This window comes from Polaribacter litorisediminis (assembly GCF_019968605.1).
GTDB classification, from domain to species: Bacteria; Bacteroidota; Bacteroidia; order Flavobacteriales; family Flavobacteriaceae; genus Polaribacter; species Polaribacter litorisediminis.
This window is the reverse complement of the sequence record NZ_CP082966.1, coordinates 3541330-3558712: the sequence shown is the minus strand read 5'-3', so window position 1 is coordinate 3558712 and position 17383 is coordinate 3541330. Positions and strand designations below refer to the sequence as shown.

The following is a 17383-nucleotide window of genomic DNA, read 5'->3' as shown; positions in this document are numbered from 1 at the left end:
TTAAAATTACTTTTTATTTTTCTTCTTTTTGATAATAATAATTACCCCATTTGGTGCATTATATTCTTTTAAGGCTTTCTCTCCTTTTACAACATCCACACTTTCAATATTTTCTGGCAGTAAATTACTCAAAACATTGGTACATTTTGTAGAATATTTTGGCGCTGACAGGCAAGTTTCTGTTTCAAGAGAACTCACAAAAATGTTTGAAGAAACGATTAGAGGAACTGCTACTGAAGTTTTAGCGCATTATACAAATAAACCACCAAAAGGGGAGATTGTTATTATTGTTGAAGGGAAGAAATAGCTATTGATTATTGGAAGATAAATAGTACTCTTCGAAAAGACCTCACAGGTTTTGAAAACCTGTGAGGTCTGAAATTGGGCATGTAATTAAAATTACTTTTTATTTTTCTTCTTTTTGATAATAATAATTACCCCATTTGGTGCATTATATTCTTTTAAGGCTTTCTCTCCTTTTACAACATCCACACTTTCAATATTTTCTGGCAGTAAATTAGTCAAAACATTGGGACATTTTGTAGAATATTTTGGCGCTGACAGGCAAGTTTCTGTTTCAAGAGAACTCACAAAAATGTTTGAGGAAACTGTAAGGGGAACTGCTACTGAAGTTTTAGCGCATTATACAAATAAACCACCAAAAGGGGAGATTGTTATTGTTGTTGAAGGGAAATCATCAAAATAAAGTATTCCAAAAAAAACTCAACCAAATAAAACGATTTTAAAGTTTTATTTGGCTGAGTATTTCAATGAAGATATTTTGAATTGATTACATTTTTTTTGTAGTGATAATAATGACACCGTTAGGCGCATTGTATTGTTTAATGGCTTTTTCTCCTTTTATTACTTCCATTTTATCAATAGTATTCGGACTTAATGTATCAAGCGTTTTTTTATCAGCAACCTTGCCGTCAATAATTACTTTTGGATCGTTTTTATTGGCCATTTCTTTTAAATGCTCGCCTGCTTTTATATAAGAAAAATCTAACTGCTTTGCCGCTTTTGTTTTTATTAAAATAACGCCATTTGGTGCTTTGTATTTAGCAATTGCATCTTTTCCTTTTATGACAAACATCGATTCTATTTGAGTTTGATCTATCAATTCCATAGGGAAATCGAAAATTTTACCATCTACATAAATAATTGGTGTTGCACCTTTTTTTAATTTTACCAAAAGGTTTTCTTTATCGCTTTTTTCTTCCTGTGCTCGGACTATTGAAAGTGAGCACAGTATCATAATTGATGCAAATATTATTTTTTTCATTTTTATTGATGTTTAATTATTAATAGACTTTATTTATTTTTATTGTGTTTTTGTGTAAACAATGACCAAATCATTTTCTAAGATTTTTCGATACATTACTTTTTCTTTGTCAGCTTCAATAAACATATTTTTGGCTTCGTTTAATAACGCTTGCTTTTCTGTTTCTGTAAGTGTATTTTGATTACTATTATAAATGAACAATGAGAAAATCAACGTAATTGATGCAGCAGCAGATAGTATTCCAATCTTAAATTTATTGGATTTTTTAGTTTTTTCTTCAAAAGATGCCCATAATTTATCATTCAAGTTTTCTGGAATTTCTTTTTGGTTTTGCTTCACAAAATCAGCCCATATTTTTAAAGGTTCATCCGTTTTTTCTGCACTGTTAAATAGCAATTTTTCCTCCTCTAAATTAGACGTACCAGACTTGTATTTCTTGATAATATCTTTCCTATTTTCCTTGTTCATAATGGTATGTTTTTTCTAAGGATGCTCCTATAAATTTTCTTGCTCTTGATACTAAAACTCTAACGTGTTCTACTGTAATTTCTAGTGTTGCCGATATTTCTTTAAATTCGTATCCATCTAAATCGCGCATTACAAAAACCTCTTTTTGTTGTTCAGGTAACTTTTTTAGAATTTCCTGAATAATTCTATTAAGTTCTTGCCATTCTATATCAGAGTTATCATTCGATGATTTTATTACCTTTAAATAAGAAGTAGCATCATCTACCAAAAGTGATTTTTTACGCAACACATCTATGCAATAATTTCGAGCTGTTAAGAATACCAAACCTTTTATATTTGGGTGTTTTGCAACCTGATTTCGTTTTTCCCAGAGTTTTAGCATTATTTCTTGAATTGCATCTTCAGCATTATGATTGCCGCCGAGCATTCTTGCAACCATAGGGTAAATTCTTTCTGAAAATGAAAAGACGTTCTGTTTAAAATCTTGTTTGTTCATGCTATTTGTATAACGAAAAATATGAATGATTCATAACAAATAAAATTGTTTTTCTTTAAAATATATTGAAATGGTTAACTTTATTTAATTTTGGGATGATCACAAAAAATAAACTAAGAACAAAAGAATTCAAAATAAACTAAAATAGACTCCATCAGAAATCTTATTTTCATAAAAAAATCTAGTCATTAAAAGACAATTATACGTTTACACCAGCAGCTTATTTTAACCTAGAAATTGATAATAAAATGGCTGAAAATTTTGGTTCTTGAAAATTGTTTGCATTTGGCATTCAGTTGCCATTTTATCAAAACTAGTTTTAAAAGAAAAATACATACAATTTTAAAGTGCTATAAATTAGAAAGGTATTTGTGAGTTAGCGACTAACAAACGTTAGCAATAACCGTCTTTTTTCTTAAAACAAGAGTAAAAATAGGAGAAACGAATCCTTTTTTGTAATTGTAATTGTAATTGTGCCAAAAATAGTTTCTGTTGTTTTGAGTTGTAAATATTTTAGTAAACTTCAGCGGTACCCCAATAGTTAAAACTTGCAGGTTTCCATCCTGGGATATACATTTTTTCTAAAGTCTTTATTTTAAATCCATTTTCTTGAATGATGAATGGAATATCTTTATTTAAATGACAACCACCACCGAGACGTTTCCATATGGGGTTAATGCTATGTTGCCATTGTTGCGTAACTTTATCCGGAGCTTTGCCATGTTCGCAAAAAATTAATTTTCCATTTGGTTTTAAGACTCTTCGTACTTCTTCAAGGGCTCTTTTTGTATCTGAAATTGTACAAAGGGCATAGGTAATTACAACGGCATCAAATTGGTTATTATCTTCTGGTATATTTTCGGCAAATGCTTCTGTAAATGCAAACTCAAAGGGTAGGTTTTGTACATCAATGCTGTTTTTCTGCCATATTTCTCTTGAGGGATCGATGGCAGTTAAATGCGTTACCTTTTCTTTATCATAGATAGGCAAGTTCAATCCTGAGCCCACTCTAATTTCCAGAATATTTCCGGCAGCTAATGGAATTACTTTCATTCGTTGGCGCATGCTAGCGTTTTGTTTACAAGCGAAGTCAATTACTGACGGAAGAATATATTTATTATAAAGTCCCATATTTTCTACTAAATGGAGGCGAATTTTAACAAAGATATATAATCATCTGTATTATTTAAATTAACCTTGGGCTCAATTAGAAGAAAATGTGTCTAGAAACAAATGATATTTTTTAAACCTGTCAAAACTTCAGGCTTTTTATTTCGGTACACTTTTAGCAATCAATAGGTTAAATTACAGCACATGAAAACCTTTTTAAAAATTTTATTAACGGCTTTAGCAGTGATTCTGTTAGCCAATATTTTACCTGGAGTGGTCATAGATGGCTATATTTCTGCAATTATTGTTGCTATTGTAATTTCGTTATTAAATATGTTTGTTAGATCGCTTTTGGTATTTTTTACACTTCCGGCAACTTTAGTCACTTTTGGTTTGTTTCTGTTTGTAATTAATGCAATTATCATTCTATTGGCAGATAAATTGGTAGATGGTTTTGCAGTTTCAGGCTTTTTAGCAGCGTTATTTTTTAGTATTTTACTGTCTATCTTTAGGTCTTTCTTGTTTTCACTTTTAGATGAGGATCGTATGAATTATGAATGACGAATTAGAAGAAACCTTAGTGTAAGATATCTCGTTTTATTTTTGACTTTTAAGTTTATAAATAAGTTTATAAAGCCACAAAGGAAGCACGTTGTAAACGGTCATTTATCGATTTTCCTAACCCAATGTCAGGGAGTCTTTCGGCAATAATAAGATCCAAATTTAAATGGTCTAGTTGATGCAAACTGTCATATAATTTTGATGCCGCTTCCTGTAAATTAGAAGTGATTGACAAAATAATTTCAGCCGCAATTTTATCACTTTTAAAGGAAGTATTAAAAGCTAAAACACCAATTTTTTTATTTTGATGATTTTCAATTTCAGCTAAAATTGAAGATGTTAAAATAGTTTTAGTTTTTGGTGAATAATGTTTGTCTAACATTCCTGGAGCATCAGGGTTTTCTTCCTTTTTATTTTTGATGGTGATTTTACCAACAGCACTTTCAATATCCTCTATAGCTAAAGCGCCTAATCTGTAAACAACAGGTTCGTCATTTTCAAAACCAATAATGGTAGATTCTATGCCATTTTTACAAGCACCCCCATCTAAAACCATTTGAATGTCATGCTTAAAATAGTGTTCTACATGTTCTGGTTTTGTAGGGCTAATTTGGTTAAAAGGATTGGCACTTGGCGCGGCTAAAGGAAAAGGTAGTTTTTTAAGTAGCTCTAAAGTTACAGGATGATTTGGTACACGCACCGCAACTGTATCTTTGCCTGCTGTAATGATATCAGGAATTTTTTTAGTCTTTTTTAAGACCAAAGTCATAGATCCTGGCCAAAAAGTATTGGCTAATATTTTTGCTTTTTCAGGAACATGAGAAACAATCGTATCTAGAACATCAACCGAAGAAATATGAACAATTAGCGGATTGAAAAAGGGTCTTTTTTTGGTTTCAAAAATACGTTGAATCGCTTTTTCACTAAAGATATTTCCTGCTAAACCATAGACAGTTTCTGTAGGAATAGCAACCAATTCATCATTTGATAATAGCGTAATGGCTTTTGTTATATCTTTAGAAATGATGCTCATGGTGATAGTATAAAACCACTATTTTTTATAGTGATTATGTAATCGATAATTAAGCTTTTTTATCTTTACAACAAGCCATAGTACAATCTTCTTTACAAGTCATTTTTTCGGCTTTCATTTTTTCAGCTTTCATCTCACACTTTTCTTTACAAGCATCAGAACACGCATGTGCTTTTTTAGTGCTTTCGGAAGCTGCATGCATTTCACAATTTTCTTTACAGTTACCTGAACATACATGCGCCTTTTTAGAAACTATTGAAGCTTCAGAGGCTTTATATAAATCGCCACCAGCAATACCATCTACAAAAGCAATTAAAGCTGTTTTAGAGGTTGTATTTGAATCAAATTCAATATTGGCAATACTATCGGTAAAAATTACTTTAGCATTTAAAACGCCTTCTTTTTTAGATAATTTAGATTGAATGGTTTTTGCACAACCAATTTCGCAGGTCATTCCAGAAATAGCTAAAGAAAGTTGCTCTTTTTTCACTTCTTTTTTCACTTCGTCTTTACATCCTATTAGAACGAAACACGCAATTGCAATAGCGGATAGTACTTTTTGAATTTTCATGAGAATAAATTTATAAGTTTATAAAAACCTGTTTAAAAGGTCATCAAGTTTTGGCATTTAGTTATTGTGCAAATTTATCAATATTTAGATAGCTATTTAAATAAATATCAGATTTTTGCAAATATTTACCGAACTTATGAATCCTCAACAACAAAAATGGTTTTATTTACTAGTTCTCGCGTTAGTTTGGGGTAGTTCTTTTATTTTGATGAAAAAAGCCTTAATCGGTTTAACACCAATACAGGTAGGTGCTTTGAGAATGATTTTTACCGCAATTTTTTTATTATCAGTGGCTTTTCCGTCGTTAAAAAAGATTCAAAAAGAGCATTATAGGTATGTTGTATTTACAGCATTGGCGGGTACTTTTATTCCTGGTTTCTTATTTGCATTTGCCATTACCAACATCGATAGTTCCATTGTATCGATTTTAAATTCGTTAACACCTTTTTATACCTTAATTTTAGGAGCTTCAATTTTTGGTTTTACATTTAAAAGAAAGCAGCTATTTGGAATTTTAATCGGTTTGGTAGGAACTTTAATTCTGATTTTAAAAGGAGCTTCTTTAAACCCGAATCAGAATTATTGGTTTGCTTTTTTGATCATTATAGGTTCTGTTGGGTATGCTTTAAACGCAAATATGATAAAAAAATATTTGAGTGATGTACCTGCATTATCTATTGTAACGGGTAATTTTTTACTATTACTAGTTCCGGCAATTATTGTTTTAGGTTGTACAGATTTCTTTGCTACGTTGGATGTAAAAAATGAAGTTTTAATGGAGTCTTTGGGCTATTTAGCCATTTTATCGATTGTAGGAACAGGAATTGCAAAAACTATTTATAATAAATTGGTGCATATTTCAGATCCTGTTTTTTCATCATCTGTGGCGTATTTAATTCCTTTAGTAGCTATTTTCTGGGGATTTTTAGATGGAGAAAAGTTAAGTGGTATTCAAATATTTGCTGGAGCTATTATTTTATTTGGTGTTTATTTGGTGAATAAGAATCGTTAAGATTTTATTGTTTGAGTTGATAAACTACTTAATAAAAAGAGCCAAGAAATATATCTTGACTCTTTATTATATACTCTATTTTTAAAAATAATTATTCAAAATCAGCATCAGAAACGCCTTCATTTATTTTAATTTCTTTTATTTCAAAATTTAAATCCATTGGACCCATTTTCTGACCAATTGTGTATGGAAACATAACGCCGTTTACTTCTTTATAATCACTAAAAGTAGTAGGAACTTGAACTTCTTTTCCGTCTGGAGTTTTTACTGTTTTTACTTCTTTTGTTTTTAAACCAGACTCCATGTTATAAAATATTTCTTTGTCATTGTATTTAATTACAAAGTAGTTTACGCCATCAACAGGTTCAATTCGGTCTAATGTTCCGTTTGTATATGCCATGTCAGAGAAAGGAACTAAATTAGCTTTTGCTTCTTCTATTTGTGCTGGCTGCATATCCATTTTTTGACCTCTTGCTTCTTGATATCCAGTAGTACCATTAAAAACAGCTTTTTGCGCAACATTTCCCATCACAGAAATTACTTGAGAAGTTTTATTAGGTGCAGCAGCTTTCATGGTCATTACTAAAGGTGTTCCTTGAATGGTAGCATTTGCAATCATCATGGTTGTCTTTACAGCCATTACCTTTTCCTTGCCTCCAATAGCTTCGATGTATTTATCGATTACATTTCCAGCAGTCATTCCTTCTGGAATTGGCATGGTCATTTCTGGTTTCTCAGTCGGATTTCCATATTTATCAAAATATTTAATCACGTAATCTGTTTTTTCTAGATTCTTTAAAACATCAATTCCTTTTCCTGTAATTACAATTCTTGCTCTGTCACCTCTAAAATATTTAATAGCAGCATTTTGAACATCTTCTAAAGTAACTGCTTTTATATTTTTAATGTAGTTTGCATAGAAATCTTTTGGTAAGTTGTAACGTTCAATATTCAAGGCAAAATTAGCCACAGTTCTTGGTTTTTGCACGTCCATTACAAAACCACCAATGTATTCTTCTTTAGAATTTTTCAATTCTTCTGGAGTTACTTTTTGGTATCTAATTTTATTAATTTCTCTTTGTAACTCTACAACAGAGCTATCGGTTACCATGTTTCTAACACTTGCCGTTGCTCTAAAAGTACCCGCATATCTGTTTTGTCTTAAGCTAGCATAAGATCCATACGTATATCCTTTGTCTTCTCTAAGGTTCATAAATAAACGAGCAGTTCCGCCACCACCAAGAATATTACTCGCCATTAAAGCAGCATAATAATCTTTGTCTCCTAAAGTTAAATTTACATTATTGATGACTGCAATTTCAGATTGCACGGCATTTGGCATGTTCACAAAATTTATTTCTGTGGTTGGCACGTTTTTCGTTTCAGGCATGGTGTAAGCAGGAATTTCTCCTTTTTCCCAATCTGAAAATAAGTTTTTTACTAATTTTTTAATCTCTTTTGTATCAATATCACCTTCAATTACCAAATATGCATTGTTAGGTTTATAATACGTGTTGTAGTTCTTTTTTACGTCTTCTAATGTAATCTTCTTAACACTTTCTTTTGATGTAAATTCTCCAAAAGGATGATTTTTACCGAAAGTTAAAAGATTTTCTACACGTCTTGCTGCCGAGGTAACATTTTTTTCATCAGATTTTAAACCATCTAAGGTAATTTGAACTTCTTTGTCAAATTCTTCTTGCGTAAATTGAGAATTTTTTACGCCATCTGCCATTAAACCTAATATCTCAGGAAAATATTTTTTTAAGGAAGATGCATAGGCAGAAGAGCTACCAAAACCAACATTGGCGCCTAAAAAATCTACTTTTTCATTAAATTCGTCTTTACTAATATTAGTAGTTCCACGACCTAATAAGCTCCCCATCATTCCAGAAACTCCTGAAATTTCACCTTCAAAGTAAGGCTTATTATCAATCGTTAAACTTGCAGATGCTCTCGGTAGTTTATGGTTTTCTACCATAATAACTTTTAAACCATTTTTTAAGGTAAAGGTGGTAGGTGTACCTAATTTAATTTCAGGGTCTGGTCCTGGTTTTGGCATGGTACTTCTATCTATTTGTGCATTTACGGCAACAGATACTAGAAGAAATGCTATGAATGATAAAATTTTTGTTTTCATAATTTATGTCTTATTTTTTGAAAACTCAATCTAAGATTGAGGCTATATTATTTTTCTTTTGGCAAATATTCTAAAAGTAATCGTTGATTAGGATTCAAATATTTTTTTGCAACTGCTTGAATGTCCTCTCTGGTAATTGATCTGAAAATCTCAATTTCACTATTGATTAAATTGGTATCTCCGTATAAAACATGATAACGTGCTAAAGAATTTGCAATACCTTCTACACTAGAATTTGAGTTCACAAAATTATTTTCAAACTGATTTTGCAATTTTTGATAATCTCTTTCTGAAATTAATTCTGTTTGCATTTTAAGAATTTCTTCATCAATTTCTTTAATGATGTCTTCTAATTTTGTTTCACCTTGCGGTAAACCAAATAAAATATAAGTTCCGTAATCTTCTTGACTTACATTGATAGCACCCGCTTGTAAAGCCATTTTTTTCTCATCAACTAACTTCTTATAAAGCACGGAGCTTCTTCCGGTACTTAGGTAAGAGGAAATCATGTCTAAAACTCTAGAATCTCTTGTTTTCATAGAAGGCGTTCTGTAAGCCGCCATAATTGCAGGAATTTGAATATTTGCATCATAGCCTTTTGCAGTCATTGCTTCTGTGATAGGATCTTCCATCGGGAAGTCTTTACTAACTTCTGCACCTCTTGGAATCGGTCCGAAATAATCCTGAATCATTTTTTTTGTGGAAGCTACATCAATATCACCCGCAACCACTAAAGTTGCATTATTAGGTACATAAAACTTTTTATTGAATGCTAAAAACTCCTCTAAAGTAGCAGCATCTAAATCTGCCATTTTACCAATCGTGGTTCCTTTATAGGGATGTTTTTTAAACATATTTTCTTTAACATATTCTAAAAAACGCGAATAAGGCTGATTGTCTACACGCAATCTTTTTTCTTCTTTAACAACTTCATTTTGTGTATCAACGCCATCTTGACCAATAATAGGATGCAATAAACGTTCAGATTCCATCCAAAGTCCTAATTCTAATTTATTAGAAGGAAAAATTTCATAGTAGTATGTTCTATCGTCTGTAGTATTTGCATTATTTCTTCCGCCATTCGAAGAAACCATTTTAAACCACTCGCCTTTACCTATATTTTTTGTTCCTTCAAACAATAAATGTTCAAAAAAATGAGCCATTCCTGTTCTTCCTGGTTGCTCATCTTTAGCACCAACATGATACATTACAGAGGTTATTACTACCGGAGCAGAAGTGTCTTTGTGCAAAATAACGTGCATTCCGTTATCTAAATCGTACTCTTCAAATTCCACTTTTTGTGCATTTGTTGCAAAAACAAATAACATTGCGGAAGCAAGAGATAAAATACTTTTCTTCATTGATTTTTTTTTAATAGTTTATATTTGAGTTTGACGCAAGGCTTTCTAGTTTTTTACTTAAAGATTACACAAATGGTCAACTTCAAAAATAAGAAAGATAGCTCTTAAAATAGCGTTAAAATTGTATAATATTTCTAATTGATGGTATATAAAAAATTTATAAGAAGCAATGTTGTTAAATTATAAAAAATAAGTATATTTGCATCCGCATTTTCAGTAAGTTAAATGCATTAATAAGTAGAAATACGCAAAACTAATTAGTATGTACGCAATCGTAGAGATAGCAGGGCAGCAATTTAAAGTTGCAAAAGACCAAAAAGTGTACGTTCATCGTTTACAAGGAGAAGAAGGATCAAAAATTACTTTTGACAATGTTCTTTTACTTGACGACGCTGGTAACGTAACCATTGGCGCCCCAGCTATAGAAGGAGCTTCAGTAACAGCTCAAATTTTAAATCACCTTAAGGGTGATAAAGTAATCGTTTTCAAGAAGAAAAGAAGAAAAGGTTACATAAAGAAAAATGGACATAGACAGTACTTAAGCGAGATTCAGATTGAATCTATAGCGACTACTGGTGCTAAAAAGTTAGCGAAAAAAGAAGCTGCTCCTGCAAAAGAAGCTGCTCCTAAAGCTGAATTAAATTAATAAAAGCTTTAACTAAATTAGAATTTCAATTTTAAAACCATAACATCATGGCACATAAAAAAGGAGTAGGTAGTTCGAAGAATGGTAGAGAATCAGAATCGAAACGTCTAGGAGTAAAAATATTTGGAGGACAAGCTGCAATTGCAGGTAATATTCTTGTTCGTCAAAGAGGAACAACGCACAATCCAGGAGAAAACGTTTACATGGGTAAAGATCATACTTTACATGCAAAAGTTGATGGAGTTGTTGAATTTCGTAAGAAAAAAGACAATAGATCTTATGTTTCTATAACTCCATTCGAGGTATAAGAAATTAAGTTTTTTTAAATAAAAACGCTCAGACTAATTTATTAGTCTGAGCGTTTTTATTTTTAAAATTATATTGTTGCTTTTCCAATTTCTTTGATTAAATTTATAGAAATATTAATCAAACTCATGAGAACCCCCTATTTTATTCTCTTATTCCTTACAACGTTTATTACTTCTGCACAATCTTTAAATTCTTTTAGCGAAAAGAAAAATATACCAGAACCATATAACTTAAAAGTAGAAAGGTATATTATTGAAAATAAACTGGACTCTGCAGCATATTATTTAGATTTAAAGATAGAGCAAGGAAGGTATTACGATTTTTATAGAAATATTATAAACAATAAACCCGTTTCATATTCAGAATTTTATTCTTTTATTTCTGGATTAGGAAATAGACGCTCCCAAAGCTATGATCAGATTTCTAATTTTATCAATCGTCATGTAATCGAGCCTACGAATACTAAAAATATAAATTTAGAGTATGTAGAAATTAAATGGACTCAAATATCTAAATTAAGAGACGAGGTTAGTTTAGATAAAGCTTCGGTAGAGCAGCATAAATTAGAGCAATACATCAACAAATTTAGTGATTCTAATAAGGATGTTTTAAGAGCTAAAACAAAGATAAAAACGCATCCTATTGTGATGTATTTAATTCAGAATGATCCGAAGGGAAAAGAACTTTGCTTAGAAGCTTTAGAAACCGCACGAAAGTTAAATGATAAGCAACTAGAAATTATGTTTTTATATCATTTATCAGACTTTTTAGTGAACGAAAGGAAATTAGATGAATATATCGCGATTAGCGAAAAAGGTTTGGAGTTACAGGAAGAACTAGCGGCAACGAGTCCTTATTATCACAGTACCATAGAACATTTAATTGATGCTTATATTTTTAAAGGAGGGCATAATGAAAGAGTCATCAGTTTAATTGGTATTCTTTTTAATGATCCAGATACAAAGAAATTTACCTATGTGTTATACATAAAGTTAATTGGTAAGCTACAGAAAGATGAATTTTTAAAAAAGAAAATTTTAAATAAGTTTGATGCGAAAGACATCCCTACTTTGATAGAAAATTTAGAGGTTTTAGCCAAAGATTTAAGTCCAAATGATTTGAATCAATTTTATAAAGTTAGTTCAAATACATTAGCAACTTACAAATTTTATGATTTAGCGCTTCGTTATAAAGACAAAAATATAAATAATACCAAAAAAATTTATTCAGAAGATCTCTCGAATTCCTTAGCGAATTATAAAATACAACAAGTTGTTAAAGAGAAGGAAAAAGAAATTATTTTTGAAAAAGAAAAGAAAGATCTTTATGCCATTATAGCTGCATTGGCAGGGATATTTTTGTTTTTTTGTTTTATTATTATCATGAAAATAAAAAGACAATCCAAAGATTTATCGGAAAAAAATAACATTATTCGAAAAACTTTAAAGGAAAAAGAAGTTCTTATGACAGAAGTACATCATCGTGTTAAGAATAATTTTCAAATTATATCTAGTTTGTTAGAACTCCAGTTAGAGGGTATAGAAGATGAACAGGCAATCAATCGCATTAAACAAGGTAAAGACAGAGTAAAATCGATGGCTTTAATCCATCAAAAATTATTTAGAAATGAAAGTGGTTTAATAGATTTTAACGAATATATAAGTTTATTAATTAAGGAAATATCATTCGTGTACGAATTGAAAATAAAAGTTGCTACAAAAATTGAAGTAGAAAATATTTTTTTGGATGTAGATACAGCCATTCCGTTAGGTTTAATTATCAATGAAGCAATTACAAACTCATTTAAATATGCTTTTACAAGTGATAAAAAGAACACTCTTTTTATTCAAATTTCAAAAGAGCACGCGCATAATTATAAATTAATTATTGAAGATAACGGATCAGGAATATCAAATGATTTAGACCTTGCAAAAACTACTAGTTTAGGTTTAAAACTTATCTACAGATTGGTAAAACAATTGCATGGTAGTATTACTCAAACAAATATAAATGGAGCGAAATTTGTAATTTATTTTAAAGATGAACACGCCAGAAAAATGACACATTAGTCGTATTGTTTATGAAATATGTAAAAAATAAGTTTTAAAACCTCATTAATTTTGAATTAAATCTTTATGGATAAAATAAAAGTATTAGTGGTTGAAGATGAGGTTCTAATTGCAGATGATATTTGTAAAGCTTTGTATGAACTCTCTTATATCCCCATAGATCCTGCCATTACATACACAGAAGCTATTGCAACCATAGAAAGAGAAAAGCCAGATATTGCAATTTTAGATATTCATTTATCAGGTAGTAAAACAGGTATCGATTTGGCAAAAAAGATAAGACAATCATATAATTTTCCTTTTATTTTTTTAACCGCAAATGCGGATTCTTACACGCTACATAAAGCAAAAGAAGTAATGCCCAATGCATATTTAATAAAGCCGTTTTCTAAAAAAGAATTGTATACATCTATTGAAATTGCCTTGCATAATTTTTCTAGTCAAGAACAAAGTTTAAAAAACACCAACCTTAGCGTTGTTGATTCTCTTTTTGTAAAAGATAAAAGTAATTTTAAAAAAATTTATTTTAAAGATATATTGTATTTAAAAAGCGCTCATGTTTATATCGAGATCGTTTTAAAAAACAATCAAAATATTGTGACCAGATCTAGCTTAAATGAGGTAATTCATAAATTAAATAATAATTTTTTAAGAGTTCATAGAGGTTTCATTATCAATAAACAGCACCTAAAACAAATAAGTAATACTTTTCTAATAGTAGAAAATATAGAAATCCCGATAGGGAAAAAATACAAGGAAAATGTTCTAAAAGCAATTACGTATATTTAATGATTTAGTGTTTAAGAACATTAAAAAAGTGTTTAAGAACTTTTTTAACCTCAATTTTTAAAATAGTTTATATCTTTAATTATTATAATAATACTCTACGTAGTAAATTAAATGTTGGGGGACAAGAGATTTACTTCATTTGTAATAAAAGTTACCTTTTTTTAGGTAACTTTTTTTTTGTAAAAATACAAGTTCGTTTTTGTATTTTTACAGGGATGAAATTTATGTACCAGGCACTTGTTTTTTTAGCAACTAAAATTCTATTTGTTTTACAATATTTCAATAAGAAATTAAAGCTTTTTGTTGAGGGAAGAAATGAAACATTCTTAAAAATAGCCGAACTAAAAAACGAAAAAACAGTTTGGTTTCATGCGGCTTCTTTGGGCGAATTTGAGCAAGCAATACCAATTATAGAAGCGTTAAAAAAAGAATACAAACAATATAAAATTCTAGTTACTTTTTTTTCCCCATCCGGTTATGAAGTTAGAAAAAACTATAAGTTAGCAGATGCTATTTGTTATTTACCCTTAGATTCAAAATCGAATGCAAGAAAATTTATAAAAGAAGTAAATCCTACTTTGGTAGTTTTTATAAAATATGAGTTCTGGCCAAATTTTTTGTATGAATTAAAAAATAAGGAGATTCCAACAATTTTGGTATCGGGTATTTTAAGAGAAAATCAGTTGTTTTTTAAATGGTATGGTGGCTTTATGAAAAAATCTTTAGAAGCTTTTGATCATTTTTTTGTTCAAAATGTAACTTCTAAAACCTTGTTAAACACTATTAATTTTAAGAATGTAACGATTGCTGGAGATACTCGCTTTGATCGGGTTTCTAAAATTTTAGAACAAGACAATAGACTCGATTTTATTTCTGAATTTAAAAATAATCAATACCTTGTTGTTGCCGGAAGTACCTGGAAAGAAGATGAAGAATTGTTAGTGAATTATATCAATCATGACGCTTCGGAAAATGAAAAGTTTATCATTGCGCCACACAATATGAATGGGGATGCTGTTTTAGAACTTCAGAAATCAATCCAAAAAAAAACAATTTTATATTCTACAAAAGCAGGTAAAAATTTAAAAGAATATCAAGTTTTTATTATTGATACGATTGGTATTTTAACTAAAATTTATGCGGTTGCTAATGTTGCTTATGTGGGTGGAGGTTTAAAAACCGGTTTACATAATATTCTAGAGCCAGCAACTTTTGGTATTCCTGTGGTCATAGGAAATAAATATGAGAAATTTCAAGAAGCTGTTGATTTAGTGAAGCGGAAAGGATGCATTTCTATACATCATCAGAAGGATTTTTCTAGTATTTTTGCTAAACTTTATAAGGATGAAGGTTTTCGAAAATCAACCGGAGAAATCAATAAGAAATATATTCAACAGAACCTTGGTGCTACAAAATTAATTATGGATTATTTAAATACAAAATTATAAAATGGATTTGATTTTACAACCTTGGCCTTGGTATATCGGTGGCCCATTAATAGCAATTTCGTTGTTATTATATTTTTATTTTGGACAGAATTTTGGAGCTTCTACAAATTTCGACACACTTTGCTCTATGGCGGGCGCCGGAAAATTTTCTGATTACTTTAAAAAAGATTGGAAAGAACGAGATTTTGCCTTGATGTTTGTAATCGGATTGATTATTGGTGGCTTTATTGCTGCAAATTATTTAATTCCAAATCAAAACATAGACTTAAATCCTACAACGGTGCAAGAATTGACAGATTTAGGTTTTTCAAATGTTGGAAACCAATATTTTCCTGATGAGATTTTTGGAGAAGACGTTTTTTCATCACTAAAAGGTTTTCTCATTTTAATAATTTCGGGAGTTTTAGTTGGTTTCGGAACACGGTATGCAGGCGGTTGTACTTCTGGACATGCAATTACGGGTTTAAGCAGTTTACAATTACCGTCTTTATTAGCGGTTATTGGCTTTTTTATTGGCGGGATCATCGCAACTTGGTTTATAATTCCGATTCTTTTTTAATCTAAAAAACATTCTGACAATCAGATTTCAAAAATTTGTTAGTCATCAAAATATATACAAATGAAAAATATTAAATTTTTAATTTTAGGAGTTTTTTTCGCCATTGTTTTAAGTAAAACGCAAGCCATTTCTTGGTATCGTTTTTACGAAATGTTCAAGTTTCAATCGTTTCATATGTTCGGAATTATTGGCGGAGCAGTGGTCATCTCTTTGGTTTTTATGCAATTATTTAAAAGTGGAAAAATTAAGGATATCAACGGAAATAAAATAGTACCAAAACCAAAGAAAAAAGGATTTATAAGCACCATTTTTGGCGGAACTTTATTCGGTTTAGGCTGGGCAATTTCTGGAGCTTGTGCGGCACCCATTTTTGTAATATTAGGTTTTAAATTGGTGCCGGCTCTAATTTTATTGGTTGGTGCACTTTTAGGAGCATTTATTTATGGACTGTTAAGTAAGAAATTGCCAAATTAAATGAGCAAATTAATAGATAATTTTGGACGACAAATAGAATATGTGCGTTTGGCAGTTACCGACCGTTGTAACTTACGTTGCCAATATTGCATGCCTGCTCACGGAATAGATATTGTGCCAAGACAGGAGCTACTGACGTTTAAAGAAATGTATCGATTAATTCGCGTTTTAACAGAATTGGGTGTCAATAAAGTTCGGTTAACGGGCGGAGAACCCTTTGTAAGAAAAGACTTTGTGGGCTTTTTAGAAATGTTGTCTTATAACGATTTGTTAGATGCAATTAATATTACCACAAATGGGGCTTTAATTTCTCATCATATTGATAAAATTGAACAGTTAGAAAAAGTAAAACACATCAATTTAAGCATTGATAGTTTAGATCGAGAAAAATTTGCCAAAATTACACGGAGAGATGTCTTTCCTGAGGTGTATAAAACTTTTGAACTATTAGAAAAAAGCAGTTTAAATTTAAAACTGAATGTAGTCGTTCAATCGGGTTTTAATACGGATGAAATTGTGGATTTTGTAAGATTGACAAAAGATAAAAATGTGGCTGTCCGTTTTATTGAAGAAATGCCTTTTAATGGAAAAGGACAACGCGAGATGCAAGAAAATTGGACCTTTAGAAAAATTTTAGAAGAGATAAAAACGGAATTTGAGGTCACTGAAATTCAGTCTGAAAAATCTTCAACTTCAAGAAATTATTCCATCCAAAATCATTTAGGAACTGTGGGTATTATTCCTGCATTTACACGAACAATTTGTAATGATTGTAATCGTATCAGAATTACATCCACCGGAACTTTTAAAAATTGTTTGTTTGATGACGGAGTTTTTAATTTAAGAGATTTTATAAGAAAAGGAGCGAGTAATGACGATTTAAAAGAGCTCTTTTTAAGTTTGATAAAAGACAAACCAGAAAATGGTTTTATTGCAGAAGCCAATAGAAAAGATGGTGGCGCTTCTGAAAGTATGAGTACAATTGGAGGGTAATCCCCTTTTAATTCCCCAAAGGGGAAAATACTCTTGTGTAATAGGTATTCTCATTCCTA

The 17383-nt window shown here is 30.5% G+C and carries 19 protein-coding genes and 3 pseudogenes; 12 read left to right on the top strand and 10 right to left on the bottom strand.

The window, feature by feature from the left end; all coding sequences use genetic code 11:
* Positions 1-6: 6 nt before the first annotated feature.
* Entirely contained in the window at positions 7-132 is a 126-nt protein-coding gene (locus K8354_RS18725) for a hypothetical protein (RefSeq protein WP_302850536.1), read from the bottom strand.
* Here K8354_RS18725 and K8354_RS15140 point away from each other — a divergent pair.
* Positions 113-307 (top strand): annotated as a pseudogene (locus K8354_RS15140) (16S rRNA (cytidine(1402)-2'-O)-methyltransferase); the annotation flags it as partial. The gene K8354_RS18725 and the pseudogene K8354_RS15140 overlap by 20 nt on opposite strands.
* A 92-nt stretch (positions 308-399) precedes the next feature.
* Here the strand turns inward: K8354_RS15140 and K8354_RS18720 are convergent.
* Complete coding sequence (locus K8354_RS18720) at positions 400-525, bottom strand: hypothetical protein (protein WP_302850535.1); 126 nt, start codon at positions 523-525, stop codon at positions 400-402.
* On the opposite strand from K8354_RS18720, the pseudogene K8354_RS15135 reads away from it, so the two are divergent.
* Positions 506-706: pseudogene (locus K8354_RS15135) on the top strand (16S rRNA (cytidine(1402)-2'-O)-methyltransferase); the annotation flags it as partial. The gene K8354_RS18720 and the pseudogene K8354_RS15135 overlap by 20 nt on opposite strands.
* Before the next feature lie 84 nt (positions 707-790).
* Here the strand turns inward: K8354_RS15135 and K8354_RS15130 are convergent.
* From K8354_RS15130 to K8354_RS15115, 4 genes are all read right to left on the bottom strand, one after another.
* Positions 791-1285 carry a hypothetical protein gene (locus K8354_RS15130; protein ID WP_223442385.1) on the bottom strand — a complete coding sequence of 165 codons (495 nt, stop codon included), beginning with the start codon at positions 1283-1285 and terminating at the stop codon, positions 791-793.
* A 39-nt stretch (positions 1286-1324) separates the two neighbouring features.
* On the bottom strand, positions 1325-1753 hold the full coding sequence (locus K8354_RS15125) for a hypothetical protein (RefSeq protein ID WP_223442382.1): 429 nt from the start codon (positions 1751-1753) through the stop codon (positions 1325-1327).
* The gene (locus K8354_RS15120) at positions 1737-2249 is read right to left on the bottom strand and encodes a GFO_1088 family ECF-type sigma factor (RefSeq protein ID WP_223442379.1); all 513 of its coding nucleotides are present in this window, start codon (positions 2247-2249) and stop codon (positions 1737-1739) included. Before K8354_RS15120 ends, K8354_RS15125 begins: the two co-directional genes overlap by 17 nt.
* 513 nt (positions 2250-2762) lie before the next feature.
* A complete protein-coding gene (locus tag K8354_RS15115) occupies positions 2763-3314 on the bottom strand; it encodes a class I SAM-dependent methyltransferase (protein WP_223442376.1) in 552 nt (183 codons plus the stop codon).
* A gap of 249 nt (positions 3315-3563) precedes the next feature.
* On the opposite strand from K8354_RS15115, the gene K8354_RS15110 reads away from it, so the two are divergent.
* Positions 3564-3920 carry a phage holin family protein gene (locus tag K8354_RS15110; RefSeq protein WP_223442373.1) on the top strand — a complete coding sequence of 119 codons (357 nt, stop codon included), beginning with the start codon at positions 3564-3566 and terminating at the stop codon, positions 3918-3920.
* A gap of 67 nt (positions 3921-3987) precedes the next feature.
* Here the strand turns inward: K8354_RS15110 and K8354_RS15105 are convergent, their stop codons facing one another.
* Both K8354_RS15105 and K8354_RS15100 read right to left on the bottom strand, forming a co-directional pair.
* A complete protein-coding gene (locus tag K8354_RS15105) occupies positions 3988-4953 on the bottom strand; it encodes an L-threonylcarbamoyladenylate synthase (RefSeq protein WP_223442370.1) in 966 nt (321 codons plus the stop codon).
* Between the two features lie 49 nt (positions 4954-5002).
* Positions 5003-5524 (bottom strand): cation transporter, encoded by a 522-nt coding sequence (locus tag K8354_RS15100; RefSeq protein ID WP_223442353.1) that lies wholly within the window; start codon positions 5522-5524, stop codon positions 5003-5005.
* A 136-nt stretch (positions 5525-5660) separates the two neighbouring features.
* Here K8354_RS15100 and K8354_RS15095 point away from each other — a divergent pair, with 136 nt between their 5' ends.
* On the top strand, positions 5661-6536 hold the full coding sequence (locus tag K8354_RS15095) for a DMT family transporter (RefSeq protein ID WP_223442350.1): 876 nt from the start codon (positions 5661-5663) through the stop codon (positions 6534-6536).
* Positions 6537-6627: 91 nt separating this feature from the next.
* On the opposite strand, the gene K8354_RS15090 is transcribed toward K8354_RS15095, so the two are convergent.
* Together K8354_RS15090 and K8354_RS15085 are read right to left on the bottom strand one after the other, a co-directional pair.
* Positions 6628-8676: a M16 family metallopeptidase gene (locus tag K8354_RS15090; RefSeq protein WP_223442347.1), complete on the bottom strand. Its 2049-nt coding sequence runs from the start codon at positions 8674-8676 to the stop codon at positions 6628-6630.
* A 47-nt stretch (positions 8677-8723) separates the two neighbouring features.
* The gene (locus K8354_RS15085) at positions 8724-10037 is read right to left on the bottom strand and encodes a M16 family metallopeptidase (protein ID WP_223442344.1); all 1314 of its coding nucleotides are present in this window, start codon (positions 10035-10037) and stop codon (positions 8724-8726) included.
* 262 nt (positions 10038-10299) lie between these two features.
* Between K8354_RS15085 and rplU the strand changes: the two are divergent.
* The 8 genes and pseudogenes from rplU to moaA all read left to right on the top strand — a co-directional run.
* Positions 10300-10671: pseudogene (gene rplU / locus K8354_RS15080) on the top strand (50S ribosomal protein L21); the annotation flags it as partial.
* A 59-nt stretch (positions 10672-10730) separates the two neighbouring features.
* Positions 10731-10991, top strand: coding sequence for a 50S ribosomal protein L27 (gene rpmA / locus K8354_RS15075; RefSeq protein WP_223442341.1), 261 nt, complete (start codon positions 10731-10733; stop codon positions 10989-10991).
* A 126-nt stretch (positions 10992-11117) separates the two neighbouring features.
* The gene (locus K8354_RS15070) at positions 11118-13061 is read left to right on the top strand and encodes a sensor histidine kinase (protein WP_223442338.1); all 1944 of its coding nucleotides are present in this window, start codon (positions 11118-11120) and stop codon (positions 13059-13061) included.
* 66 nt (positions 13062-13127) lie between these two features.
* Positions 13128-13850 (top strand): LytR/AlgR family response regulator transcription factor, encoded by a 723-nt coding sequence (locus K8354_RS15065; protein ID WP_223442310.1) that lies wholly within the window; start codon positions 13128-13130, stop codon positions 13848-13850.
* Between the two features lie 215 nt (positions 13851-14065).
* Positions 14066-15298, top strand: coding sequence for a 3-deoxy-D-manno-octulosonic acid transferase (locus tag K8354_RS15060; RefSeq protein ID WP_223442307.1), 1233 nt, complete (start codon positions 14066-14068; stop codon positions 15296-15298).
* Position 15299: 1 nt separating this feature from the next.
* Positions 15300-15857, top strand: coding sequence for a YeeE/YedE family protein (locus tag K8354_RS15055; RefSeq protein WP_223442304.1), 558 nt, complete (start codon positions 15300-15302; stop codon positions 15855-15857).
* A gap of 60 nt (positions 15858-15917) precedes the next feature.
* Positions 15918-16331: a YeeE/YedE thiosulfate transporter family protein gene (locus K8354_RS15050; RefSeq protein WP_223442300.1), complete on the top strand. Its 414-nt coding sequence runs from the start codon at positions 15918-15920 to the stop codon at positions 16329-16331.
* A complete protein-coding gene (gene moaA / locus K8354_RS15045) occupies positions 16332-17324 on the top strand; it encodes a GTP 3',8-cyclase MoaA (protein WP_223442297.1) in 993 nt (330 codons plus the stop codon).
* Positions 17325-17383: the final 59 nt, after the last annotated feature.

What these genes read in the sequence shown, in the direction of transcription:
- K8354_RS15130 (WP_223442385.1), bottom strand. Translation starts at nt 1,285, where the DNA reads ATGAAAAAAATAATATTTGCATCAATTATGATACTGTGCTCACTTTCA.
- K8354_RS15060 (WP_223442307.1), top strand. Translation starts at nt 14,066, where the DNA reads ATGAAATTTATGTACCAGGCACTTGTTTTTTTAGCAACTAAAATTCTA.
- K8354_RS15125 (WP_223442382.1), bottom strand. Translation starts at nt 1,753, where the DNA reads ATGAACAAGGAAAATAGGAAAGATATTATCAAGAAATACAAGTCTGGT.
- moaA (WP_223442297.1), top strand. Translation starts at nt 16,332, where the DNA reads ATGAGCAAATTAATAGATAATTTTGGACGACAAATAGAATATGTGCGT.
- rpmA (WP_223442341.1), top strand. Translation starts at nt 10,731, where the DNA reads ATGGCACATAAAAAAGGAGTAGGTAGTTCGAAGAATGGTAGAGAATCA.
- K8354_RS15070 (WP_223442338.1), top strand. Translation starts at nt 11,118, where the DNA reads ATGAGAACCCCCTATTTTATTCTCTTATTCCTTACAACGTTTATTACT.
- K8354_RS15090 (WP_223442347.1), bottom strand. Translation starts at nt 8,676, where the DNA reads ATGAAAACAAAAATTTTATCATTCATAGCATTTCTTCTAGTATCTGTT.
- K8354_RS15110 (WP_223442373.1), top strand. Translation starts at nt 3,564, where the DNA reads ATGAAAACCTTTTTAAAAATTTTATTAACGGCTTTAGCAGTGATTCTG.
- K8354_RS15050 (WP_223442300.1), top strand. Translation starts at nt 15,918, where the DNA reads ATGAAAAATATTAAATTTTTAATTTTAGGAGTTTTTTTCGCCATTGTT.
- K8354_RS15065 (WP_223442310.1), top strand. Translation starts at nt 13,128, where the DNA reads ATGGATAAAATAAAAGTATTAGTGGTTGAAGATGAGGTTCTAATTGCA.
- K8354_RS15085 (WP_223442344.1), bottom strand. Translation starts at nt 10,037, where the DNA reads ATGAAGAAAAGTATTTTATCTCTTGCTTCCGCAATGTTATTTGTTTTT.
- K8354_RS15115 (WP_223442376.1), bottom strand. Translation starts at nt 3,314, where the DNA reads ATGCGCCAACGAATGAAAGTAATTCCATTAGCTGCCGGAAATATTCTG.
- K8354_RS15100 (WP_223442353.1), bottom strand. Translation starts at nt 5,524, where the DNA reads ATGAAAATTCAAAAAGTACTATCCGCTATTGCAATTGCGTGTTTCGTT.
- K8354_RS15120 (WP_223442379.1), bottom strand. Translation starts at nt 2,249, where the DNA reads ATGAACAAACAAGATTTTAAACAGAACGTCTTTTCATTTTCAGAAAGA.
- K8354_RS15055 (WP_223442304.1), top strand. Translation starts at nt 15,300, where the DNA reads ATGGATTTGATTTTACAACCTTGGCCTTGGTATATCGGTGGCCCATTA.
- K8354_RS15095 (WP_223442350.1), top strand. Translation starts at nt 5,661, where the DNA reads ATGAATCCTCAACAACAAAAATGGTTTTATTTACTAGTTCTCGCGTTA.
- K8354_RS15105 (WP_223442370.1), bottom strand. Translation starts at nt 4,953, where the DNA reads ATGAGCATCATTTCTAAAGATATAACAAAAGCCATTACGCTATTATCA.